Genomic DNA, 22,500 nt, shown 5'->3' with positions numbered 1-22,500 from the left:
TCTTTTCCAGATGATTGAATCTTTAGAAATCCATCGAGTCATATTTTACTCCCTAAACCCACACCCAGACACACCCTATGCTAACACTCCTCAACCAGCCTCATTGTACTATGCTGGTGTAGTTGCAGCCACTAGGCTACAATTCCCCCAATTGGAGATAATCACCGGAACATGGGTTGATAATTTGGCAAATATCGGTCCATTACTACTTGCAGGGGCTAATGGCATTACAAAATTCCCATTATTTAAAATGTTTGGCACTCGGCACGGTAGAAGAGTTGAAGAAGAGGTTCTATGGGCTGGTAGGGAATTAAAGGGAACTTTCACCGATTTGAATTGTCTGGGGGGTGAAAGTCCTAAAAGTGGACTGGAACCATTCCTAAAAAGATATATCAATAGTTGTCGTAATAATAAAACAGAGTACAAGGTCTAAATTTAACTCGTTATTTTAGGAGGAATAGTCATTAAGATGAAGTGCGGATTGGAAATCCACGTTCAACTCGAAACAGAATCAAAATTGTTTTGCACATGTCACACTAACTACCAGGAGGCAGATCCCAACACTAACATATGTTATGTATGCTTGAATCAGCCTGGAGCCAAACCATACCCCCCCAACCAGAAAGCTCTGGATGGTGCGTTGATGATTGCTCTAATGTTAGGTTGCAAGATAAATCCAGAAGTAACCTACTTCATGCGCAAACATTATGATTATCCTGATCTTCCCTCAGGATTCCAGAGGACATCAATTCCCATAGGATTCGAAGGAGATCTAAATGGAGTTCGCATCAGAGAAGTTCACATAGAAGAAGATCCTGGTCAATACAAACCAGATATGGGAATTGTTGATTACAACCGATCAGGGATACCATTAATCGAGATTGTAACTGAACCAGACATGAAATCTCCTGAAGAAGCTCGAAAATTCTTAAGAGAACTTATAAGGGTTTTAGAATATAGTGGAAGTGCCCGGGGGGAAGGTACTATGCGTGCTGATGTAAACATCTCTCTGGAAGGGGGTAAAAGGGCTGAAATTAAGAATGTAAACTCTATTAAAGGAGCATACAAGGCTTTACAGTTCGAAATGGTGCGCCAAAAAAATCTAATCAAAAGAGGTATTGAAATCAAACAGGAAACACGTGCTTTCCTTGAATCTCAGATGATAACAGTCCCTATGCGGCTTAAAGAGGATACAGATGATTACCGTCATATACCTGATCCTGATCTGCCACCAATGATTATTGGAGCAGATAAAGTTGAAACTTTCCTAGAACAAATGCCAGAACCAGCTCATATCAAAACAGAACGTTTTGTGAAAGAATATGGTATTAAAAAAGAGCATGCTCAAGTTCTAACTTCTGAACTTGAACTGGCTGATGCATTTGAAGAAGTTGCCCACCAATTGGATCCGGAATTCGCAGCACTATGGATGAGAGACGAGTTGAAACGAGTCTTATATTACAACAAACTAACATTTAAGGAAAGTACCATAAGCACAGACCAACTGGTGAATTTACTCACGATGTTGCAAGATAAGAAAATCACCACCAAGGCTGGGCAGAGGATCATTGAGCAACTCCCCCATAATTCCAAGATGCCCAGTGAAATTGCAGCGGAGATGGGATTAGTTGGAGTGGTTGAAGATGACACTGTACTGTCTGCAGTGAAACAAGCAATAGAAGAGAATCCCAGCGCGGTTTCTGACTATTTTGAGGGAAAATCCAAAGCTTTAAATTTCTTAGTTGGGCAAGTGATGCGCATAACGAGAGGGAAGGCTGATCCTGCTTTGACCAATCAAATGGTAGTGGAAGAACTAAAAAACCAAAAAATTTGAAAAAAAGATCAGTGAATTTCTAGAAGGTCAAAAACTTTATGGCTAAAAGAGTTCTGGACATGTTGATATGGCATCCTAAGAAGGATATTAGTGGTTGTAAAATTACATACTCTCACCGTGGTATTAGGGGAAACCTCAAAACCATCCCCGCTGTTGATATTCAATGTCTAAAAGGAGGATTCATGATAATGATCGACGGATCAATGATCCCTTACCACCGTATTATTAAAATAGAATGTGAAAACAAGTTAGTATGGGAAAAAAACATAAAAAAAGGAGATTCGGATGTCTAATTCTACTTTAGTTAAAGATTACATGACCCGGGATGTTATAACTGTCACTCCTGAAACTCCCAATGCAGAAGTTATTCAGCTCATGAAACATACTGGCCACGATGGCTTCCCAGTGAAAACAGATGGTGAAGTTATTGGTATGGTCACTGCATTTGACCTTTTACTCAAACCATGGGTGCATCTGGTTAAAGATATCATGTCCACTGATGTGGTGGTGGCAGCCCATTCCATGTCTCTCAATGATGCTTCCCGGGTAATGTTTCGTATGGGTATTTCTCGTTTACCAGTGATAGATGAAAAAGGACATCTTGTGGGAATAATAACAAATACAGACATCGTACGCTCACACATAGAAAGATCCACTCCTATGAAGGTTCGTTATTTTAAAAAAACATTGGAACAGCTTTATGATATTAAAACCAAGCTGGTTCATGAAAAAGTTCCTATTGGTCAACTCAGGCCCACCCAGAACAAAGTCTATGCTGATGAACTCCAGGGACGCACATACGAACTTGAAAGGGGACTAGCAGAGCCAACTATAGTGGTGAAAACAGGAAATCGTTATATACTGGTTGATGGCCATCACCGAACAGTTGCTGCCCGTAAATTAGGCTATGATCAAATTGATTCCTATGTGATAACTTTAAACCAGGATATTAAGCTAGGAATGGAGAAAACTGCTGACAAAGAAGGTGTTTTTTCATTTGAAGACATTGAGATCATTGATGATGCACAACACCCTCTTATAGCCATAACCGGCCCACTAAGGAAAGACGACCATAAGGAGCCAAAATGATGAGTGATAGGATTATCAGGGATGTTTATCAAGTTTTAGAGAAAAGGAGAGATGATCCTATTGATTCATACACCTCCAATTTAATGCAAGACAATGAAAAAAATGCAGAGGATAAGATCCTAGAAAAAATTGGCGAAGAAGCAGCAGAAGTCATAATTGCCTCTAAAAATAATGAAAACTTGGTTTCTGAGTCTTGTGATCTGATATTCCACACACTCCTTCTTTTAGTCTATAAAGGTATAGATCTCAATGATCTTTACAGTGAATTTGAAAAAAGAAGAGGATAATCATGCATCCACTTTTCAATTTTCTATATCTTTCATTTAGTCTGGTGAATTTTATTTTAAATCCCCTTTTTAAAAGGACATTTTTTTTATAACAAAATTTAAATTGAGATTTTAATGTTGTACCGTGAAATGGGCAAAACTAAGGAAAAAGTTTCCATACTAGGTTTCGGATGCATGCGTCTACCAACAAAGGGTAACAATATTAAAATAGACGTTGAAAAAGCTTCCAATCTACTGGATCATGCCTTAGATCAGGGAATAAACTATCTGGATACTGCGTATCCTTACCATGGTATCAGCACATCCTCCGGAGGAAACAGTGAAATATTTCTTGGAGAGTACCTTTCTGAAAGCAGCCAGCGTGAAAAGATTTATCTAGCCACCAAACTGCCTACTTGGTTACTGGAAAATGAAAAAGATATGGACAATTACCTTACACAACAACTCAAACGTTTGCAAACGGATTATATAGATTTTTATCTTCTCCACTCTTTAAAAGAGAAACAATGGATCCACATGGAAGAACTAGGTGTTCTGGAATTCTTAGATGATGCAGTAGCTGATGGGAAAATTAAATATACCGGATTCTCATCTCACGATGAAACAGAGTTCATAAAAGAAGTGGTAGACTCCTATAAATGGGACATGTGCATGATACAATATAACTACCTCGATGAAAATATCCAAGCAGGTAAAGAAGGTTTACAATACGCAGCCGAGAAAAACCTAGGAGTAGCAATCATGGAACCATTAAAAGGTGGTGTTCTGGCAAATAATGTTCCCCCAGCTGTTCAGAAAATATGGGATGAATCTCCAGTCCAGAAAAAACCTGCAGAGTGGGCTTTCCGTTACCTTTGGAACATTCCCCAAATTAGCGTGGTTTTAAGTGGCATGAACACCATGGAACAGTTGCAAGAGAACTTAAACACAGCTAAATATGCTGAACCTAATTCAATGACCTTAGAAGAGGTTAAAATAATGGAAAAGGTTAAAAATATTTTCCATGCAAAAATTGCAGTAGAATGCAGTGCTTGTGGTTATTGTATGCCTTGTATTAGTGGGATAAATATCCCTCGATGTTTCAGTTATTTGAACCAAGCAGAAATGTTGGAAGATTATTCTGAAGTAAGAAATCAGTATCACTTCATGTTAAAAGAAACGGAAATGGCAGGAAATTGTTTGGAGTGCGGACTTTGCGAAGAACTATGTTCACAACATATACCCATCAGGGAAAAACTAAAGGAAGTTGCCCGTAAAATGGGGAATTAAAAAAAAAATTATTTAGGAAAAAAATATTTTCTCATTTTTCCAATTAATTTCACGATAGATGAAGAATCTGCTATTTTTTTAGTGTTAATCTGGAAAAATGTGTATTGTACAAGAAATTTCGAAGATCCGCCAACAAATATCAAGATAAAGTTAGGGGATAAGAAATAGGAAAAAATGTTAACAAACTTGAAACACCTAATAATATTTGATTAATCTAATTAATTCAGATGGGGGATTAGTATGGAATTTCAGGACTTGATTGAAAAAAGATACAGTGTCCGTAGCTACAAGTCAAAAGCTGTTGAAGACGAAAAATTGGAAAAAGTGTTAAATGCAGCACGTCTAGCACCAACTGCTGTTAATAAACAGCCATTTCGCTTGATTGTCATAAAAACTGAGGGGAAAACAGAAGAACTGAAGCGTATTTACCACGCAGACTGGTTTTCACAAGCACCCCTAGTTATATGTGCTTGTACGGTACGTTCTGAGTCCTGGACACGCAGTGATGGTAGGAATTATGTGGATGTGGATACTGCCATTGCAATGGACCATCTTATACTTGCCGCCACCGATTTAGGCCTAGGAACTTGTTGGATAGCTGCATTCGATGCTGTAGCTGCTAAAAAAATTCTTAAAATACCTGAAAATGTGGAACCACTGCTTTTCACTCCTTTAGGCTATCCTGCCGACGAACCTGGGACAAAAAGTCGTGAAGAATTAGATGTACTGGTGCATTATGAGCACTGGTGAAGTACAATGGCGCCACATAAATTTATTCACAGATTTAGGAGTTAAAAAATATGAAAAAATCCATTGGAGCAAAAACTATAGTACATCCCACACCAGTTTTTGTGGTGGGCACTTATGATAAAGATAGAAAACCTAATGTTATGACTGCAGCATGGGGAGGAATATGTTGTTCTGTTCCACCATGTGTTGCTGTTTCTTTAAGAGAGGCAACTTATAGTTATCAGAATATATTGGATAATAATGCATTTACAATCAGTATTCCATCTGAAGAATATGTAAAGGAAGCTGATTATTTTGGAATAGCATCTGGAAGTGATGTAGATAAGTTCCAAGCCACTGGACTGACTCCAATTAAAAGTGAAACAGTGGATGCACCATACATAGATGAGTTTCCATTTGTCTTGGAGTGTAAATTAATCGATACTGTTAAGATAGGATTACACACCCAATTCATCGGCGAAATAAAGGATATCAAAGTTGATGAATCCCTACTTGATGACGAGCCCCTTATAGAAAAAATTAATCCAATAATTTATAGTACAGATAATTTATCATATTATGGTGTTGGAAAATTTTTAGGTAAAGCCTTTTCCATTGGAAAGAAGTTTTAGAAAAAAGAGAAAATGAATCTTATTTATTGTTTATTTTTTTCTCTTGTAATTCATTCATAAACCGTTCTTTAATCTCCTCAGGATCCATGGGAATTACGGGAACATTTGCATTGCCCGGTTTAACCTTCACATGGACAAAAACCGGTCCTTGACTTTCTAGAACAGGTGTAAAATCAATTTTATCCACGAATTCTGTATAAAGAAATGTATTTTGGAATCCAATACCCTCTGCAACCTTTTTAAGGTCAGTGGCAGATGCGTATGTGCATTGATTCCCAGTACTACCATAACACTCATTATCCAAAACCACCAGTACTAAATTATTTGGATTTTGGTTGCATATGGTGATCAAACTGCCTAAATTCATCATAAGGCTCCCATCACCATCAAAAACAATCACTTTCTGTTCCTGAGCTATGGCCAGCCCCAGGCCGATGGATGATGCCATTCCCATTGACCCTAACATGTAAAAATGCCTTAAAGAATCTTTAACATGGTACAACTCGCGGGAGGGGAATCCAATGTTACATATTACCAGTTCATCCTTCAACTGTTTTGCAATCTGTTCAAGGGCTTTTATTCTTTCCATTTTTGATTCTCCCCTTATTTCCAGTTTACCAGAAACCAATATCTAATAATATTCCCAGTGGTGATCCACTCATTTCTGCCAACAACCATGATTCGGGTATTAGTTTAAGGGCATCTTCAGGTGTTTTGGGGTTGAGGTATGGAATTTCAAGGGCATCTAGTAATCCAGGGGTGGCTTCACCCATAGGCACTTGAGCACTCATGAACTCTCCTTCAGTACCCCTGTGACTAATAATCATAAGTATGGGGAATTTATAGAGTTTGTAAAGTGATGCTAACACATTAATAGAGTTTCCCAGTCCTGAATTCTGCATGAGAATGGCTGGTTTTTTCCCCCCCATATAGGCTCCGGCGGCAATACCAAATCCTTCTTCTTCACGTGTTACTGGAATATGGGTTATTTCCGGGTTACAATCTATCATATTCATTAGTTTTGCCAGATTCACACAGGGAACACTGACTGCAAAGTTGATCCCTGCCTTCATCAATCCTTCGAATACTGCTTGACTGCTATCCATGAAATAGTTCTCCAACTTTTTTTTGTTTGGTCTTACAATTTCTCCAGTTTAAAAATCACAAGACGAATACTGTAGTGTAACAATCATCTTGGGTTTTCATCCTTCACTCATACTTGTAGAATTTTCTCTGAGAAATTACTACCAGTTAATAGGATGCACACGATTTTCAACAAGTCATTCCAAGCACAATCGCAGAACCCGTCTGGTTTATCTTAGTTAGGATAAACATCCCTTTCCTAATAAAGGACATGGTGATTTCACTTTGACAGAATTGCTCTGCAATTTCTTTTTGGAAGGTGTTTTTCAAGGCTGTGATTTGTAATGGGTTGTAAAAATTCCCTTTTCTTATTTGTGAATTAATACTGATTTATTCACCGAGTATATTAGTAATGTCCATATCTAATCTAATGGTTATTTCCTTTAATTGTTCTATTAGATTATCATCAAGGGGAATTCCATCTTTTTGACGTTTTTTCACGTTTCTAACTTCCATATCTCCTGGTATGAACACGTTAGGTGTTGATTTAACTTCTTCTATGAATTGATCAACATCGTTTTTGAAGTCTGTCATATCCACAAACTGTGATGGATCTATAACAGTGATAAGGTCTCCTTTGGTGCATTTGATTTCAGGGTTGGCAGTTCCAGTAACAGCCTTACCATAAGATGCATTGACCAGTGGTCCCGCCATTATTTCAATCATGAATGATAGAGCATATCCTTTATGGGCTCCAAAAGGTAAAATAGATCCTTTAAGGGCTGCACATGGGTCTATAGTTGGGTTTCCATCAGCATCCAGGGCCACATTTTCAGGTATTAATTCACCCATTCTTTTTGCTTCTAAAAGTTTTCCACGAGCTGAAGCTGATGTGGCCATATCTACAGAAACATAATGGCTATGAGAGGGTATACCAATAGCTAAGGGGTTTGTTCCAAGAATTGGTTCTTTACCACCGATTGGAGCGACAGCAGGTTCGGTGTTGGCAATAACAATCCCTATTAGATCCTCCATTATGGCCATGTCAGTGTAGTATCCAGCAATACCAAAATGGTTAGAATCATGAACACCCACCATGCCTATCCCTGTTTTTTTAGCCTTTTTAATGGCCATTTCCATTGCCTTGTAGGTTATAACGTGTCCAAATCCATGATTACCATTTATTAGGGCGGTGACTAAATTCTCTTTTTCCACAGTTATTTCACATCTGGGTTTTATAGAACCTACTTCCAACCCTTTAATGTACTGGGGCAATCTTCCTATTCCATGAGATGAAAAACCCTTCAAGTCAGCGTCTAATGTTACTTCTGCTACTATTGAAGCTTCTTTATTAGGTACGTCTAAGCTGGTTAACATTTCAATGATCAATGATAATTCCTGTTCTGGAGTTATTTTCATGTTTTCACCTTCATAATGCGCAAATCATAGTTAAACTTTATATATGATGATATTTTTCTAAAATAACCTAAAATAGGATTTTTATTTGGGAACTTTTTTTATTAAAGTTCTATCCAATTTCCCTGGAATGTTTTTAGTTCAACCTTCTCCTTTCTGTCTTCCACTACTTTTCCAATTACTTGGCATGGATAATATTTTTTGATAATTTTAAGAGCCTCGTCATAATTTTTTGAGGACACTATAACTGCAAATCCAACACCCATGTTGAAAACCCTGTACATTTCTTCAATTTCCACTCCTTGAGATGATATGAACTCAAAAATTGGTTGAGGTGAGGGTAAACTATCAATATGGTAACTTATACCCTTTTTAAGTCTTTTAAGGTTGGTGAAACCTCCGCCAGTTATATGTGCCAAGCCATGAACTTCAACACTATCTAATACTTCCAAAACAGCTTGGACATAAATGCGGGTGGGTTCTAGAAGTGTTTCTCCCACAGTTACTTTTTTGTCTGTGGGCAGATAATCATCAACATTAAGACCGGCTTCTTGGAAGAAAACTCGGCGTGCAAGGCTCAACCCGTTACTATGGATACCGCTACTTTCAATTCCAATTATAACGTCTCCATCTTGTATATTTTCTCCACTAACTATTCCATCCAGATCAACCACGCCTATTCCAGTGGCTGCGAGGTCAAAGTTCCTGACAATTTCAGGTAGCGAAGCAGTTTCGCCCCCGATCATAGCTGTGTTTGCTTGGCGACATCCCTCGGCAAGGCCGCTGGCGATTTGGATGGCTGCTTCTGGGTCGGGTTTTTCCACTGCTAAGTAGTCTACCAGGGCCAGTGGACGGGCACCCACACAGATCAGGTCGTTAACTACCATAGCCACACAGTCAATACCTACTGTGTCATACTTTTCCATCATCTCTGCCACCAGGATTTTACTCCCCACTCCATCAGTGCTCATGGCCAAAGCCTGGTTTCCCAGACGGACCAAGGCAGCAAAGTGACCAGTTTCTGTTATAACATCTTGATACTCAAGAGTTCCTTTTAGTTTTTGGGTTAAGGCTCTGACAGTGACCTCTTCCAAGCTAATGTCTACCCCTGATTCTGAATAGGTTACCATGAATAAATCACCCTAGTTAAAACTATAATTAAAAGTTAACTATCTATAATATGCTTTGGTTTTGATGCTAATAAAAGTTAAGAAAAAAAAGTTCCAAAGAAATAAATATGATTCGGTTGTTGGAAACATCCTGATTTTATTCTTAATTGTTTAAAAAAAGGTTAAAGGAAAACTACTGTATTCTAGCAGTTTCCAAGTTCATAGGAGTTTTAGTCTCAATTTTAAAGCTTCTGTAGATGCTGCTGGCAAGATCTAATGTTTTATAGTTATCCCCGTGGCAGATCAGGATTTTTTCTGGTTTGGGACTTATGCGACGCACGTAGTCCATTAGTTGCTTACGGTCAGAATGTCCACTGAATCCTTCTATAGTTTCAATACCCATTTTAACATTATAAACATTAGTTTTACCTTCTTCTTTAATTGGTATTTCTTTCCAACCCTTTTGCAGTCTACGTCCTAGTGAACCTTCAGACTGGTATCCTACAAAGACCAATGAATTCTTTTCATCCTCACACAACCATTTGAAGTATTCCACTGAGTTTCCGCCGGTTAACATACCTGATGTTGAGAGTATGATGGCAGGATCTCCTTCTACAATGTCTTTTCGTTCTTCAACACCGTTGACTTTGTGGAACACGTCAGATATGAATGGGTTTCGTCCCATGTGGAATATCTGGTCTCTAAGATCCTTGCTCAAGTATTCTGGTCTGGCAGTGTGAATGGCAGTGGCCTCCCAGATCATGCCGTCAATATAAACCGGCACTTCATCGATAATTCCATGCCGAATGTATTCATCTAAGACAATCATCATCTCTTGAGCTCTTCCTACAGCAAAAACAGGAATTAAAACCTTACCTTTACGTTCTAAAGTTTGATATATGGTCTTAATTATATTCTTTTCTGCATCATTTCTGGTGGGCTGCACATCTTCATGCCCTCCGTAAGTGCTTTCCATGACTAGCGATTCGATACGTGGAAATTTTGATACAGCAGGTTCTAGTAATCTGCTTCGCTCGAATTTGAAATCTCCGGTGTAAACGAAGTTATGTTGTCCATCACCAATATGCATATGGGTAATGGCTGAACCGAGAATGTGACCAGCGTTGTGTAATGTGAGACGGATGTCAGGGGCTATGTCCGTAACTTCCCCATAGTCCAAGGTTATGGTGTGTTTAATACTTTTTTTAACGTGTTTAACATTGAAAGGTAATGGACTGTCTTCCCTGTGGGCAATGTCAATATGATCCAGTTGTAATAGGGTCATAAGATCCCTGGTGGGTGTGGTACAGTAAACAGGACCCTCGTAACCGTAATGGTAAAGGTAGGGTAGGAATCCTGAATGATCCAAATGGGCGTGCGATATTATAACTGCATCAAGATCATCTAAAACAAATTCTGGCACGTTTAAATAGGGATAAGAGCTCTTATCATCTGTTCCAGCAACATTAACTCCACAATCTAGGAGGATTTTGCTGTTTGATGTCTGCATGAAGAGGGATGATCTTCCCACTTCACGAAAACCTCCCAAAGCAGTGAGCCTGACCCATTCATTTTCCATAGATACTGGACGATGAATACGATTCCCCAATTGTTGAAGGATTTTCTTACGCTCTTTACTGTTCTTTCTTAGTGTCCTTCTAATTCTTTGTATTATTTCAGAAGAAATAGGGGGCGTACGTAATATTTTAGGTGCCCAACCAATTTGTTTTACAATTTCACGGGATGTAGATCCGTATTTACCTATGACAAGCCCTGGTTTCCTTGCTTCGATGATGACTTCGCAAGTCACATCATCGAAAGAAATATTGGTGATCTTTGCCTCATCAGGGACAATACTGTGGATGCGGTTAATTGACTCTTCCGGTTCGGTGAGTACCGAACGATGAGAACGTATGATGATCCTTTTTCGAATGTCCTTGGCCAAATCCCGGATAAGATCACCGTTTTCGGTAATTATTTCAGGGTTTTTGGTGTAAATAACCACTTCTGGTCCTTCAAACTCCACTTTTGCTACTTGAACTCGGTCGGGTAATCTTTGTACTATCGTGTTTTTGATTTCTTGAATCTCTGAACCCATAACATCACTTCTAAAAAAATAGAAAATAGTTTGAACCCGAAATCTGGGTTCTTTAGGTATTTTACAATAATTAAAACTAGTTTATTTCTTTAATTTTTTTGTCAACTTCTTCGTCGGAAAATTTTTTAAATCCTTCTTCCTTGGTTATAGTGGCAACCAAGATTCCGTTTCCAGAAAATGCATCTCTTTCCATGGCAGATTTAATGGCTCGTATGGCCACATCTACACCTTCTTCAACATAGAGATCTTCACTGTAACGGTCTTCAAGAACACCATAGGCCATAGGTGACCCTGAACCAGTAGCAATCATCAGATCCTTGACAACTCCTCCAGTTGGATCCAGGGAGTAAAGGGCTGGGCCTTTATCATCCACTCCTCCTAAAAGGGTCTGGACAAAGAATGGGTAAACTCTGGATGAGTGTAATATATTGGAGGTGAGGGTGGCAGCGGCTTCAACGTTGATTTGTTTACCGTTTCGGAGTCTGAATAGCGCCACTTCTGCACTGATATATTTCATCAGGCTCTGGGCATCGGAGACAGCACCGGCAATGGTGGTTCCAATGTGATCATCAATTTTGAAGATCTTATCGGCCACTTTGTGGGCGATTAAATTACCCATTGTGGCTCTTTTTTCAGTAGCAAATACAACTCCATCTTTACAAGTTAAACCAACAGTTGTAGTGCCTTCAAGTCGATTTTTATCATTCATAGATACACCTCAAAAAAACATAAATAAAAAATAGCTCAACTTTCTATGTGCTACTTTAAAATTCATTGTATATAAATATTGCTAGTTAAATTTCATCAAATTAGCAGCTTTTTATGTCTTTTTTTCAGGCAAAGCATATATAAGTCTTTTCATTAACCAATAAATCCTTTTCATATTATTTTTTCAAACAAGCTAATCTTATTAGCGAGTGGGCAATTGTTTTTTCATTGGATATAAAAAAGGATAAAAAAAAGGATAGATGGTATTAAAAAGATATCAGGTTATAATATCCTCTAATTTGTCTTCAGAAATCCCAGTTTTTATTTCATGGGATATTCTGCGCCCCATACTCATGAATTCTCCGAAGAGGAGGTAACTATAGGCAGACGTGTGCATGAAGGTGTTGGTTCCCCCATCTATACGGGCGCTCATTTCAAAGACAATCACTTCCAGATCATCGTTAACTAGGGTCTGCAAGCAGAATGGGCCGTTCATACCTGGAGGCACTAGTTTCTTTGCACCCTCCACCAAGTTGTCCCCAATATCAAATACTTGGGGTAGTAGGGATTCTCGCATAACTACAGGGTGATTACCGGTTATTACATAGGAAGGATCCATACCAATGTCTAATTGGTCTTTGGCTGGAATTCTGCACAGTCCATCAATGTTGGATTCGAAGCGGCTGTCCATACCCGTAACTTCTACTTCATCTTTAAGTGCAGAGTAGAAAAAGTGGATGCAGTAGTTACAACCAGAAACATATTCTTCAATATGGGCCAGATTCACATCTTCTTCTCCAATCCAGTTTCTTTGTAGCATGGAGTCTATTTTTTCATGATATTCTTCTGTTGACGAGGCCACAAAGTATCCTCGACCTCCCCTTGCTCCTGGGAATTTTACCATAACTGTACGGTCAATATCTGATGGGTCTTGATATTTTTGCGGAATTCTGATGCCTGCTTCCAGCATCAATTTTCTCTCCAAGTCTCTTTCAGCTTCCCAGCGCAGTATGTCTCGGTTGCCGAACATGGGTACGTTGAAATCATTTTCAACCCGGTCCAGCCCTGCGTAAGCCACAAATGATCCATGGGGGATCACAATACTGTTCATATCCCTGAGTTTGTCCTGAACTTCTCCATCAACAATGTCTTTGAACTTATCCACCATAATATAATCATCAGCTACTTTGAATCGTTTATAGGGCACTTCACGACCTTTTTCACAAACCACTGCTGTACGGAATCCTTCATCCTTAGCTCCTTTTAGTATGTGCAGGGAGGTGTGACTTCCCAGGGTGGCTATAGTTATTTCATCCTTGTTATATTCATTGAGGATGTCTAGAATTTCATCTCGGTTTACTTTACCCAAATGCATCCCTCCATTTAAACTATTTTATTTGGTTTTTTGTCTTGGTGATAGTTATGTTTTGTGTCTTGACTTTTTGATAGAAACTTCTTTAAAATTTGGTGTAGGGATTTTTAAAATTCTAAAACTAATAATGAATGATTAAAACATGTTATTAATAATTTAATAAAAAAATAGGATGTTAATTTAATAATAGAATAATCAATCATCAGCAGTGTTATTTAAAGATAGTTTATTTTTTATTTTTTCTTCTGCCGAAAGATTTTTTTAATATCTTTTATGGTTATATTTGATTTTATATCATCATTTACAGTAGCACAGGGAGCCAGTGCGCAACATCCGAGGCAACCCACAGATTCAAGGGAGTATTCCCTATCAGACGTCACACCACCTTCTTCTATGTCTAAATGTCTTTCTATTCCTTCCACGATTTTATCTGCACCTTTAACATGGCATGCAGTTCCAGTGCAGACCATGATGTGATTATTGCCTTTGGGGGTGAATCTGAACTGTGAATAGAAAGATGCCACTCCATATATCTCGCTAACAGGAACTCTGGTGAACTTTGACACATCTTCTATTACTTCTTCAGGAAGATAACCAAAATTTGATTGGATGTCTTGTAGAATAGGGATTAGTTCTGATCTAATTCCTTGATAAGAGGATAATACTTCTAAAAGTCCTTTTTCCATTTGTGATTCTCCTTATTCTATTATCTTGACTTGTTTTCTTATTGATATTCTTATTGTTTTTATAGGTATCATCAGATTCATGACTTTTCAAGATATTAGTATCTGGATCCAAAATTATTAAAGTAATTTTTGCAGTTGGCCTCAAGTAATATTGTAATAGCAGAGAATCGGATGATTTTCAGGAAAAATGAAAAGATTAAGCTCTGATTTATCTAAGCAGTTTGAAGAGCCATATATATGGAAAAAGATTAAAACTTAAAAAAGAGAGTGAATATGGCTGAGTTGAAATTTTTAAAATAAAACTAACCCATATTATTTATGACTAAAAAATGTGTGAAATGATAGTATGAAGGGTAAGGTCATTGGAGATATTCTGGTTTTGAAAAAGAACATTAACAATCCTCAAGAACTTCTGAAAATTCCAGGAGTAAACCGTGTGGTGCGTTTGGGCAGAATAAAGGGTGTTCAGAGGGAGCCGGATGTTGAAGTGATTATTGGTAATGGTACTGAAACAGTTCACCGGGAAAATCACTGTTTTTTCAAGCTTGATGTTTCAAAAATTATGTGGTCCAAGGGAAACACCACGGAAAGAAGGAGAATGTCTCAAATAGTTGAAGATGGGGAGACAGTTGTTGATCTTTTCAGTGGAATAGGCTATTTTACCATACCAATGGCAGTTCATGGAAATCCTAAGAAAATATATGCAGTGGAAATAAATCCAGTTGCCTACGATTATCTCACTGAAAACATTGAGATTAACAAAATCCAGAACATAGTTGAACCAATTAAAGGAAACTGCAGGGATTTAGCTCCTAGAAACATTGCTGATAGGGTTTTAATGGGATACATTGGAAACACTGATGAGTATCTGGATGTGGCCATGGATGTACTCAAGGATGAGGGTGTAATTCATTATCATGAATCAGTTCCTGACAAACTGAAGTTCAAAAGGCCTGCTAGAAGAGTTCAGAAAGCTGCAAATGGTTATGAAGTGGATATTCTAAATCAGAGAATTATTAAAAAATATTCTCCAGGAGTTTATCATGTTGTGGTTGATGCCAAAGTGAGGAAAAATTAAATTCCCTTCAATCGGAAATTCAAAGAAAATTCAATAAAGTTCCTTATTCTATTAATAGAAAATTTTGTCTATTTTTAATAATCGGTTGATTAAAAATGTTTACGCATTCAAATTAGATTAAAAACTAAAGAGTTTACACAATTTAATACGCTGTTCCTGTTTTTTTTTATTTTTAATATTTTTTAGAAATTATGGGGGATACGTAAAATATATTATATAGTAACAATAAAGATATTGATTGCAATAAACAATATTGTTATTAAATTATAAGGAGTAATGTATTATGGGGTATGAATATGGTGGCAACAAAAATATTGGTAGTGGAGGATGAAGGGCTCACTGCCATGGAAATCCAGAGGAAACTTAAAACATGGGGTTATGATGTCCCATCATTTGCTTTTTCACGTAAAGAAGCTGTTCAAAAGGCTAAAGAAATTAAACCAGATCTAATTTTAATGGACATAATGCTTAAGGGCAAGGGTGATGGGATAGATGCTGCTAAGGAAATAAAAAGCTTTAGGGATATTCCAGTCATATATTTAACTGCTTATGATGATGCTAAAACCCGTGAACGGGCTGAAACCACCAATCCTGATGCATATTTAATCAAACCATTTGAGGAAAAAGATCTTCAAAAAACGATTGCAGTCGCACTCCATGAACATAAACTGGGTAAAAGTCTGTTCAAAATTGGGGAAGAACTAGATAATAAATTTGAAAATTCTGGAATAATAATAATTGACTTTAAAGGTGATGTTGTCTACATCAATGAATTTGCATCTAATTTAACTGGGTTAAAAGAGTTTGACGCAACATATGAGGTGTTGAATGAAGTCTTTCCAATTAAAGGAGTTAAAGATTACAATTTAATGGAAAACCTTTTCATTGAAAAAACAGAAATAACTGATAGATCTATTCTAAAGAAGGAAGAGGGTAAGGCTATTCATGTTGAATATAATATTAATCCCATCAGAGACGATAAAGGCGGATTTTCAGGAATACAAATTGTATTTAAGGACATTACTCAACAATTAAAGGATGAAGAATCTCTCAAAGAACAGGAAAAGAAATTTAGGGCTATTTTTTATCAATCCATGTTAGCAACAGAGATTTTCGATGCTAAGGGAAAGTTTTTAGACGCCAATCCTGCCTGTATCCGTCTATTTGGTGCTAAAGATACAACTCAATTAAAACAATTCAATCTTTTTAAAGATTATAAACTGAAACCTCAAGAAATAGAGAATTTAAAGAAAGGTTTGGAAGTTAATTTTGAATTTAAATTTGATTTTGAAGAGTTATTAGAGTTAGGATTTGAAAGAACAGAAAAAGGTTTAACTTGCCTAAGTCTTTTCATAACTCCACTACATTTGGGTGGCACTATTGATAGTTATTTAGTACAATTCCAAGACATCACTCAAAACCGCCAATTTGAGGAATCTCTTAAAAATAGTAAGGAGAAATACCAAAATATTTTAAACAATTTAAATCAAGCCGTAATAGCTTTTGACAAGGACTTAAAGTGCACATATTCTAATGAAATGGTTCACAAATTTCTTGATTTAAAAACAGATAATTTTATTGGCAAATCATTTCAGAACGTCTTTCAATCATTTTGGGATGAAGAACTTGAAGGGATGTCTAGGGAAACATTACAATCCGGTAAACCGTCCAGCATGGTGAAAACATTCCTTAAGGATACATTTCCAAGCTATGTTGAATTAAAATCTTATAAATTGTCAGAAGGTTTGATTATCACACTAGCTGATGTTACCAAAATTAAACAAGACGAAGAAGAACTGAAAAGAAATGAAAGTTTGTACCGTTCAGTTGTAGATGATCAGAGTGATATAATTTGCCGTTTCAATAAAGATTTCGAATTAACCTTTGCTAATGAGGCATATTATCGATCATTTGGATTTGGAAATAAATCCGGCCATGTTTTTTCTCTTTCCAAAGAAGATTTAGATAAAATTAAGGATCAATTCCGTTCTTTTGATGAAGAAAACCCTATAAAAATCTTTGAAAGCCCAACAAAGATGTTTAATGGGGTCATCATATGGTGGCAATGGGTTACTCGGGCTATTTTTGATGAAAATGGAAATATATCAGAATACCAGTCCGTAGGTCGTAATGTGACCCAACACCGAGAAGCCATGGAAAAAAGTCAAAATAATATCAAAAAACTAGAACTTTCTTTAAAAGAAAAAAATAATGAATTAGAAGGACTAAAAGAATCTTTCAATAGGGAAATATTAGAAAACAAGGTAAAAATAAGTTCTATGGAAAAATTAAATGAAGAAATAAATAGAAAATTCCAGGAAGAATCACAAAAACTTAAAGAAAACATTAAAAATCAAGTTAATGAGCTTGAATCTTTTAAAGATAGGGAAAAAACTCTTAAAGAGACTTTAAAACTCCTTGAAAAAGATCTTAAGACTAAAACTATTGAAATTCAAGATTCAAATAATGCATTAGAAGCAGAAATAAGCAATCGCAAAAAAATTGAGGAAGATTTGCTTAAAAAATCTCTTGATTTGGAAAATCAACTGGATAAAACTAATTCTGCATTATCTAAAATTGTTAATCTTGAAGAACAAGTTCAAGAAAAGGAAAAAAAACTATCAGAGCTTCAGAGTGATTTTAAAATTCAAATGTCAGAAATAAAAAATAAAGAGTTAAAATCCCAAGAAACACTTCAAAAACGAGAAAAAACTATTAAAAATATTTATAATGGTGTTAAAAGGGACATTCAAATGATTTCTACATTGAATCGCCTCCATTCCGAATACGTAACTGATCAAATTATTGAAAAGTTGGAAGAAGGACAAAGTTACCTTCGTTCTTTTGGAATGATTCATGAAAAGTTATACCAATCAGACGATTTTGAAACTGTAAATTTAGGAGAATACCTTGAAAATATATTAGATGATATTTTACGTTCCCATGGAGCAAAAAATGTGGATTTAAATATCAAAACCAATGATATTGCTCTAAATATGGAAATTTCAGTAATATCTGGTCTAATCATAAGTGAATTAGTAATAAATTCATTGAAACACGCATTTCCTGATGATGCGGCCGGAGAGATCATGGTTCAAGTTGAAAGTCTTGATCAAGAACTGATTATTACAGTTTCCGATAATGGCATTGGAATTCCATCACATATATCAGTAGAAACAGCTGATTCGTTCGGTTTACAACTAGTAAGAACATTCGTAGAACAATCTGAAGGATCAATAGAATTTAAAGGAGATGCGGGTGCTAAATTCATTATTAAAATTCCAATTGAAGATTAATTCACCTACAATATAATATTAGATTGTAGTTAATCTTCATAACATATGAATTTGGATTACTTAAACCTTCAAGACACACGAATAATATTGATAACCTGCCTGTACTGGACACAAAGTCTATGAAATTGTTTTCAATAGTTCAATTACAATTTGTGGACATATCATAGATGGAAATTGGCAATTAAGACATAATTTGTACAGTTAAAGTTGAAGGTGGTGTTGGTAAAATTAGGGCATCTAATTATGATAGTTTAATTTTAGATTGTCTTACAAAATAATAGTCAATGGTTATCTCAAGATTAACACAGAAGTTTACTAAAAGAGGTTTTTATGGTGGATATGGATGATTTGGAAATTCTTCTGGTGGAAGACAATCCCACTGATGCAGAATTAACCATGAGGGCTTTAAAACGAAATAATTTAGCCAATAAATTGGTTTGGGTTAAAGATGGGGAAGAAGCCCTTGATTTTATTCATGCTAGAGGCCCATATGCAAATAGGAATCCAGATGACTTGCCTAGGTTAATTCTACTTGATCTCCGCATGCCTAAAGTTGACGGTTTCGAAGTTTTAAAGGATCTAAAGGCAAATGAAAACACTAGTAAAATCCCGGTTGTGGTTTTAACTTCTTCCAAAGAAGATAAAGATGTTGTGGAAAGTTACAAGTTAGGTGTGAACAGTTACGTGGGTAAACCTGTGGAATTCGACAATTTTATTGATGCAGTTTCCACTTTAGGATTATATTGGATGCTAATAAACAAACCACCTTAGTTGGAGTTGGAGGAACTTGATTTAAACGATTGCCAGTAATTTATAGTTATATTATTGGGGAAATTTTTATGGACGAAACCATTAAAATTTTGATATTGGAAGATGTTCCGTTAGATGTGGAGTTAATGGAGGCTGAACTTAAAAGAGATGGTATTGATTTCATTTCTTGCCGTGTGGAAACAGAAGAAGAATATCGTGAAGCGTTAAATAATTTTGGTCCTGATGTTATTCTAGCAGACCATTCACTACCTCATTTTGATGGTATTTCTGCAATGAATATTACACAAGATATTTCTTCACAAACTCCATTTATTTTTGTCAGCGGACAGATGGGGGAAGAATTTGCAGTGGAAATGCTTAAAGAAGGGGCAACTGATTATGTTCTCAAACACAACCTTTCAAAATTAGGACATTCCGTTCGAAGGGCCCTTAGTGAGGCAGAAGAATTTAGAGAAAAGAAAAAGGCCCAAGAAAAATTAGCAAAAAGTGAAGAGAAATATAAAACTCTTTTTGATTTATCCCCGGATTATGTAGTGGTTGTAGATCCTGATGGAGTTGTTTTGGATATAAATCAACGTTTAAATGAAGATATTAGCATATCAAAAGAGGAATGTATTGGAAAAGACATCAATGAAATTTTCAAGTCATTTGCCGATGATTCTATTTTTAAAGAAGATTTTTTGGATAAGCTTTTAACAAGAGATCAAGACAAACCAATGGAAATAAAAGTGTTGCAAGACCGGGAAGTTATATACTTAGAGATGCACCATGCTCCCATAATGAAGCAAGGAAAGATATTTGCTATTCAAATAATATTCCGAAATATTACTCAACGTAAAAATGCTGAAAAAGCTTTGATAGAAAGTCGAGAACGTTTATCTGATGTAAATGCTTATTTAGAAACCATTATAAATGCCTCTCCCTTTGCAATCGTAGATTTATATCCAGATGGCAGAGTAAAATCCCTTTGGAATCCTGCTGCTGAAAATATATTCGGTTGGAAGAGTGAAGAAGTTTTAGGGAAACATTTGCCATTTTTGAATGGAAAAAACTCTGAAGAATTCCAATACATCATACAAAGGTCTCTTTCTAATGAATCAAAGTCAGATGTTGAACTGGAATGTGCAAGAAAGAATGGTGAGATGATACATACTATGATGGCTACTGCGCCTCTTATGAATGCTGACGGAAATATTCAGGGAGTTTTGGCTACCTTTGTAGACATAAGTGATATGATTGCTGCTGAAAATCAAATCATGGCATCATTAGAGGAAAAAGAAGTTCTTCTAAGGGAAATTCATCACAGAGTTAAAAATAATCTCCAGATCATATCCAGCCTCATGAATTTACAGTCCGAATACACCCATGAACCCGAAATTCTGAAAATGTTCCAGGAAAGCAAAAACCGAATCCGGTCTATGGCATTGATCCATGAAAAATTATACCAGTCAAAAGACTTGGCCCACATTGATTTTGTTGAATATCTGAAAAGTTTGGTGGACATGCTTTTAGGTTTCTATCGTGAAAAGAGTAATAATATCGATGTTAGCTTAAAATGTGGTGAAATAAATTTGGAAATTGACACTGCAATCTCCATGGGCCTCATTGTGAATGAACTACTTTCAAACTGCTTTAAACATGCATTTCCAGGACAAAATCGTGGTGAAGTGTCAATTACCCTTTTCAGGAGTGGGAAAAATTATTTACTCGAAGTTGCTGATAATGGTGTTGGAATACCTGATGATGTTGATATAAAAAAAACTGATTCACTAGGGCTTCTAATAGTACATACCCTAACACTACAACTTAAAGGAACCTTAGAACATTTTAATGATGAGGGAACTAAATTCAGATTATCTTTCCCAGATAAGAGAAGAGGATGAGTTGATATTTCTATTGCAGTCCTAACTTTAATTAATTCAGAATTAATCATTTTTTGTAATTTTTTGAAAAATTGTTTCACTTAAAAACTCTTTGTTAACATATTTTTGATACACTGGTAATCTTTCTTCTAAATCAAACCCTATTTCCTGAGTAACTTGTTCAAGATAGTCTAGTTCGGGCCAGGGGGATTCTGGATTAACATAATCTTGGGTTAAAGGGGAAACCCCTCCCCAATCATCTGCACCGGATAGTATAAAGAGGGGGGCTGTGTTATGGTTAAGGTTTGGGGGGACTTGCACTCCACATTCTGGGAAAAGTATTTTAGTGACTGCTACCATGCGAATCATATCAAAAAGTGATGGCTCTGGCTGTTTTTCCATTTCAATACCGGGTTTTGGTTTGAAATTCTGGATGATGATTTCCTGAATATGATCGTATTTGTCCTGAATCCTCCTTAACTCCAGAAGGGAATCTGCTCTTTCTTCCAAACTTTCTCCAATCCCAATAAGAAGTCCTGTGGTGAAGGGTATACTTAATTTTCCTGCATTTTCAATAGTTTTAATCCTCAACTTAGGATCTTTACCAGGACTGTTTTTATGAGCTGGATTATCCATTAAACGTGGACTGGAATTTTCTAACATCAAACCCATTGAAGCATTCACTTCTTTTAACATTTTAAGTTCATTTTTTCGGAGTATGCCTGGGTTACTGTGTGGTAGTAGATCTGTTTCATGAAGTGTCCTTTCACATAGGTAGTAGAGGTAATCTAACATTCCTCTAAATCCAATTTTTTCAAGGGCATCCTTAACTTGGGGATATGTGTCAGCTTGCTCTCCAAAGGTGAAAAGAGCTTCTTTGCATTGGTAAGTATCTGCTTTGCGGATTGTGTTCATAACTTCAAGGGGAGTTAATACTAACTTTGCATCAAGATCTTCAATATTCCTGCGGAATGTGCAGTAACCACAATCATTCCGACAAATATTGGTTAAAGGCAGGAAAACATTTTTTGAAAAAGTAATGACATGGGTTTTCCGGAGTGAATTGGCTTGCTTCATTAAATCTAAAACATTGTTTCCCTGAACATTTAACAGAGAAACTATTTCTTCTTTGGATAACATTTTTTTTATCCTTCCAAAATCTCCAGATTGATTTTTAAGTG

At 36.5% G+C, this 22,500-nt stretch carries 21 protein-coding genes (1 of these 21 only partly in view); 12 read left to right on the top strand and 9 right to left on the bottom strand.

What is annotated here, in order from left to right:
- The 8 genes from GXZ72_02520 to GXZ72_02485 form a co-directional block, all read left to right on the top strand.
- Positions 1-433, top strand: partial view of a radical SAM protein gene (locus tag GXZ72_02520; GenBank protein ID HHT18425.1) — the end only. 575 nt of this gene lie to the left of the window's left edge; the window shows 433 of its 1,008 coding nt (coding positions 576-1,008); the start codon falls outside the window, past its left edge; the stop codon is at positions 431-433.
- Positions 434-469: 36 nt separating this feature from the next.
- On the top strand, positions 470-1,834 hold the full coding sequence (gene gatB, locus GXZ72_02515) for an Asp-tRNA(Asn)/Glu-tRNA(Gln) amidotransferase subunit GatB (GenBank protein ID HHT18424.1): 1,365 nt from the start codon (positions 470-472) through the stop codon (positions 1,832-1,834).
- Positions 1,835-1,872: 38 nt separating this feature from the next.
- A complete protein-coding gene (locus GXZ72_02510; GenBank protein HHT18423.1) occupies positions 1,873-2,127 on the top strand; it encodes a DUF504 domain-containing protein in 255 nt (84 codons plus the stop codon).
- Positions 2,120-2,923 carry a CBS domain-containing protein gene (locus GXZ72_02505; protein HHT18422.1) on the top strand — a complete coding sequence of 268 codons (804 nt, stop codon included), beginning with the start codon at positions 2,120-2,122 and terminating at the stop codon, positions 2,921-2,923. The genes GXZ72_02510 and GXZ72_02505 overlap by 8 nt, the downstream gene beginning before the upstream one ends.
- Positions 2,920-3,210 (top strand): phosphoribosyl-ATP diphosphatase, encoded by a 291-nt coding sequence (locus tag GXZ72_02500; protein HHT18421.1) that lies wholly within the window; start codon positions 2,920-2,922, stop codon positions 3,208-3,210. Before GXZ72_02505 ends, GXZ72_02500 begins: the two co-directional genes overlap by 4 nt.
- 114 nt (positions 3,211-3,324) lie before the next feature.
- On the top strand, positions 3,325-4,479 hold the full coding sequence (locus GXZ72_02495) for an aldo/keto reductase (GenBank protein HHT18420.1): 1,155 nt from the start codon (positions 3,325-3,327) through the stop codon (positions 4,477-4,479).
- A 240-nt stretch (positions 4,480-4,719) separates the two neighbouring features.
- A complete protein-coding gene (locus GXZ72_02490; GenBank protein HHT18419.1) occupies positions 4,720-5,229 on the top strand; it encodes a nitroreductase in 510 nt (169 codons plus the stop codon).
- A gap of 50 nt (positions 5,230-5,279) precedes the next feature.
- Positions 5,280-5,840 carry a flavin reductase family protein gene (locus GXZ72_02485; protein HHT18418.1) on the top strand — a complete coding sequence of 187 codons (561 nt, stop codon included), beginning with the start codon at positions 5,280-5,282 and terminating at the stop codon, positions 5,838-5,840.
- A 19-nt stretch (positions 5,841-5,859) separates the two neighbouring features.
- Here GXZ72_02485 and comE read toward each other — a convergent pair whose 3' ends face one another.
- From comE to nuoE, 8 genes are all read right to left on the bottom strand, one after another.
- Positions 5,860-6,429: a sulfopyruvate decarboxylase subunit beta gene (gene comE / locus GXZ72_02480; GenBank protein HHT18417.1), complete on the bottom strand. Its 570-nt coding sequence runs from the start codon at positions 6,427-6,429 to the stop codon at positions 5,860-5,862.
- 25 nt (positions 6,430-6,454) lie between these two features.
- A complete protein-coding gene (gene comD / locus GXZ72_02475; protein HHT18416.1) occupies positions 6,455-6,946 on the bottom strand; it encodes a sulfopyruvate decarboxylase subunit alpha in 492 nt (163 codons plus the stop codon).
- A gap of 367 nt (positions 6,947-7,313) precedes the next feature.
- On the bottom strand, positions 7,314-8,342 hold the full coding sequence (locus tag GXZ72_02470; protein ID HHT18415.1) for an Ldh family oxidoreductase: 1,029 nt from the start codon (positions 8,340-8,342) through the stop codon (positions 7,314-7,316).
- A 101-nt stretch (positions 8,343-8,443) separates the two neighbouring features.
- Positions 8,444-9,469, bottom strand: coding sequence for a phosphoribosylformylglycinamidine cyclo-ligase (locus GXZ72_02465; GenBank protein HHT18414.1), 1,026 nt, complete (start codon positions 9,467-9,469; stop codon positions 8,444-8,446).
- A gap of 172 nt (positions 9,470-9,641) precedes the next feature.
- Positions 9,642-11,546: a beta-CASP ribonuclease aCPSF1 gene (locus GXZ72_02460; GenBank protein HHT18413.1), complete on the bottom strand. Its 1,905-nt coding sequence runs from the start codon at positions 11,544-11,546 to the stop codon at positions 9,642-9,644.
- 76 nt (positions 11,547-11,622) lie between these two features.
- Positions 11,623-12,255 (bottom strand): archaeal proteasome endopeptidase complex subunit beta, encoded by a 633-nt coding sequence (psmB, locus tag GXZ72_02455; protein ID HHT18412.1) that lies wholly within the window; start codon positions 12,253-12,255, stop codon positions 11,623-11,625.
- Positions 12,256-12,531: 276 nt separating this feature from the next.
- Positions 12,532-13,623 (bottom strand): formate--phosphoribosylaminoimidazolecarboxamide ligase, encoded by a 1,092-nt coding sequence (locus tag GXZ72_02450; protein ID HHT18411.1) that lies wholly within the window; start codon positions 13,621-13,623, stop codon positions 12,532-12,534.
- A gap of 236 nt (positions 13,624-13,859) precedes the next feature.
- Positions 13,860-14,312, bottom strand: coding sequence for an NADH-quinone oxidoreductase subunit NuoE (gene nuoE, locus GXZ72_02445; GenBank protein ID HHT18410.1), 453 nt, complete (start codon positions 14,310-14,312; stop codon positions 13,860-13,862).
- A 346-nt stretch (positions 14,313-14,658) separates the two neighbouring features.
- Here nuoE and GXZ72_02440 point away from each other — a divergent pair, with 346 nt between their 5' ends.
- The 4 genes from GXZ72_02440 to GXZ72_02425 all read left to right on the top strand — a co-directional run bounded on the left by GXZ72_02440 (position 14,659) and on the right by GXZ72_02425 (position 21,340).
- Positions 14,659-15,390 carry a class I SAM-dependent methyltransferase family protein gene (locus GXZ72_02440; GenBank protein HHT18409.1) on the top strand — a complete coding sequence of 244 codons (732 nt, stop codon included), beginning with the start codon at positions 14,659-14,661 and terminating at the stop codon, positions 15,388-15,390.
- A 296-nt stretch (positions 15,391-15,686) separates the two neighbouring features.
- Positions 15,687-18,686 carry a PAS domain S-box protein gene (locus GXZ72_02435; protein ID HHT18408.1) on the top strand — a complete coding sequence of 1,000 codons (3,000 nt, stop codon included), beginning with the start codon at positions 15,687-15,689 and terminating at the stop codon, positions 18,684-18,686.
- Positions 18,687-19,025: 339 nt separating this feature from the next.
- Entirely contained in the window at positions 19,026-19,457 is a 432-nt protein-coding gene (locus GXZ72_02430) for a response regulator (GenBank protein HHT18407.1), read from the top strand.
- A gap of 68 nt (positions 19,458-19,525) precedes the next feature.
- The gene (locus GXZ72_02425; GenBank protein ID HHT18406.1) at positions 19,526-21,340 is read left to right on the top strand and encodes a PAS domain S-box protein; all 1,815 of its coding nucleotides are present in this window, start codon (positions 19,526-19,528) and stop codon (positions 21,338-21,340) included.
- 42 nt (positions 21,341-21,382) lie between these two features.
- Here GXZ72_02425 and cofG read toward each other — a convergent pair whose 3' ends face one another.
- A complete protein-coding gene (gene cofG, locus GXZ72_02420) occupies positions 21,383-22,459 on the bottom strand; it encodes a 7,8-didemethyl-8-hydroxy-5-deazariboflavin synthase CofG (protein ID HHT18405.1) in 1,077 nt (358 codons plus the stop codon).
- Between the last annotated feature and the right edge of the window lie 41 nt (positions 22,460-22,500).

The organism is Methanobacterium sp. (assembly GCA_012838205.1).
Taxonomy (GTDB): Archaea; Methanobacteriota; Methanobacteria; order Methanobacteriales; family Methanobacteriaceae; genus Methanobacterium.
This window is presented reverse-complemented; position numbering and strand designations above follow the sequence as displayed.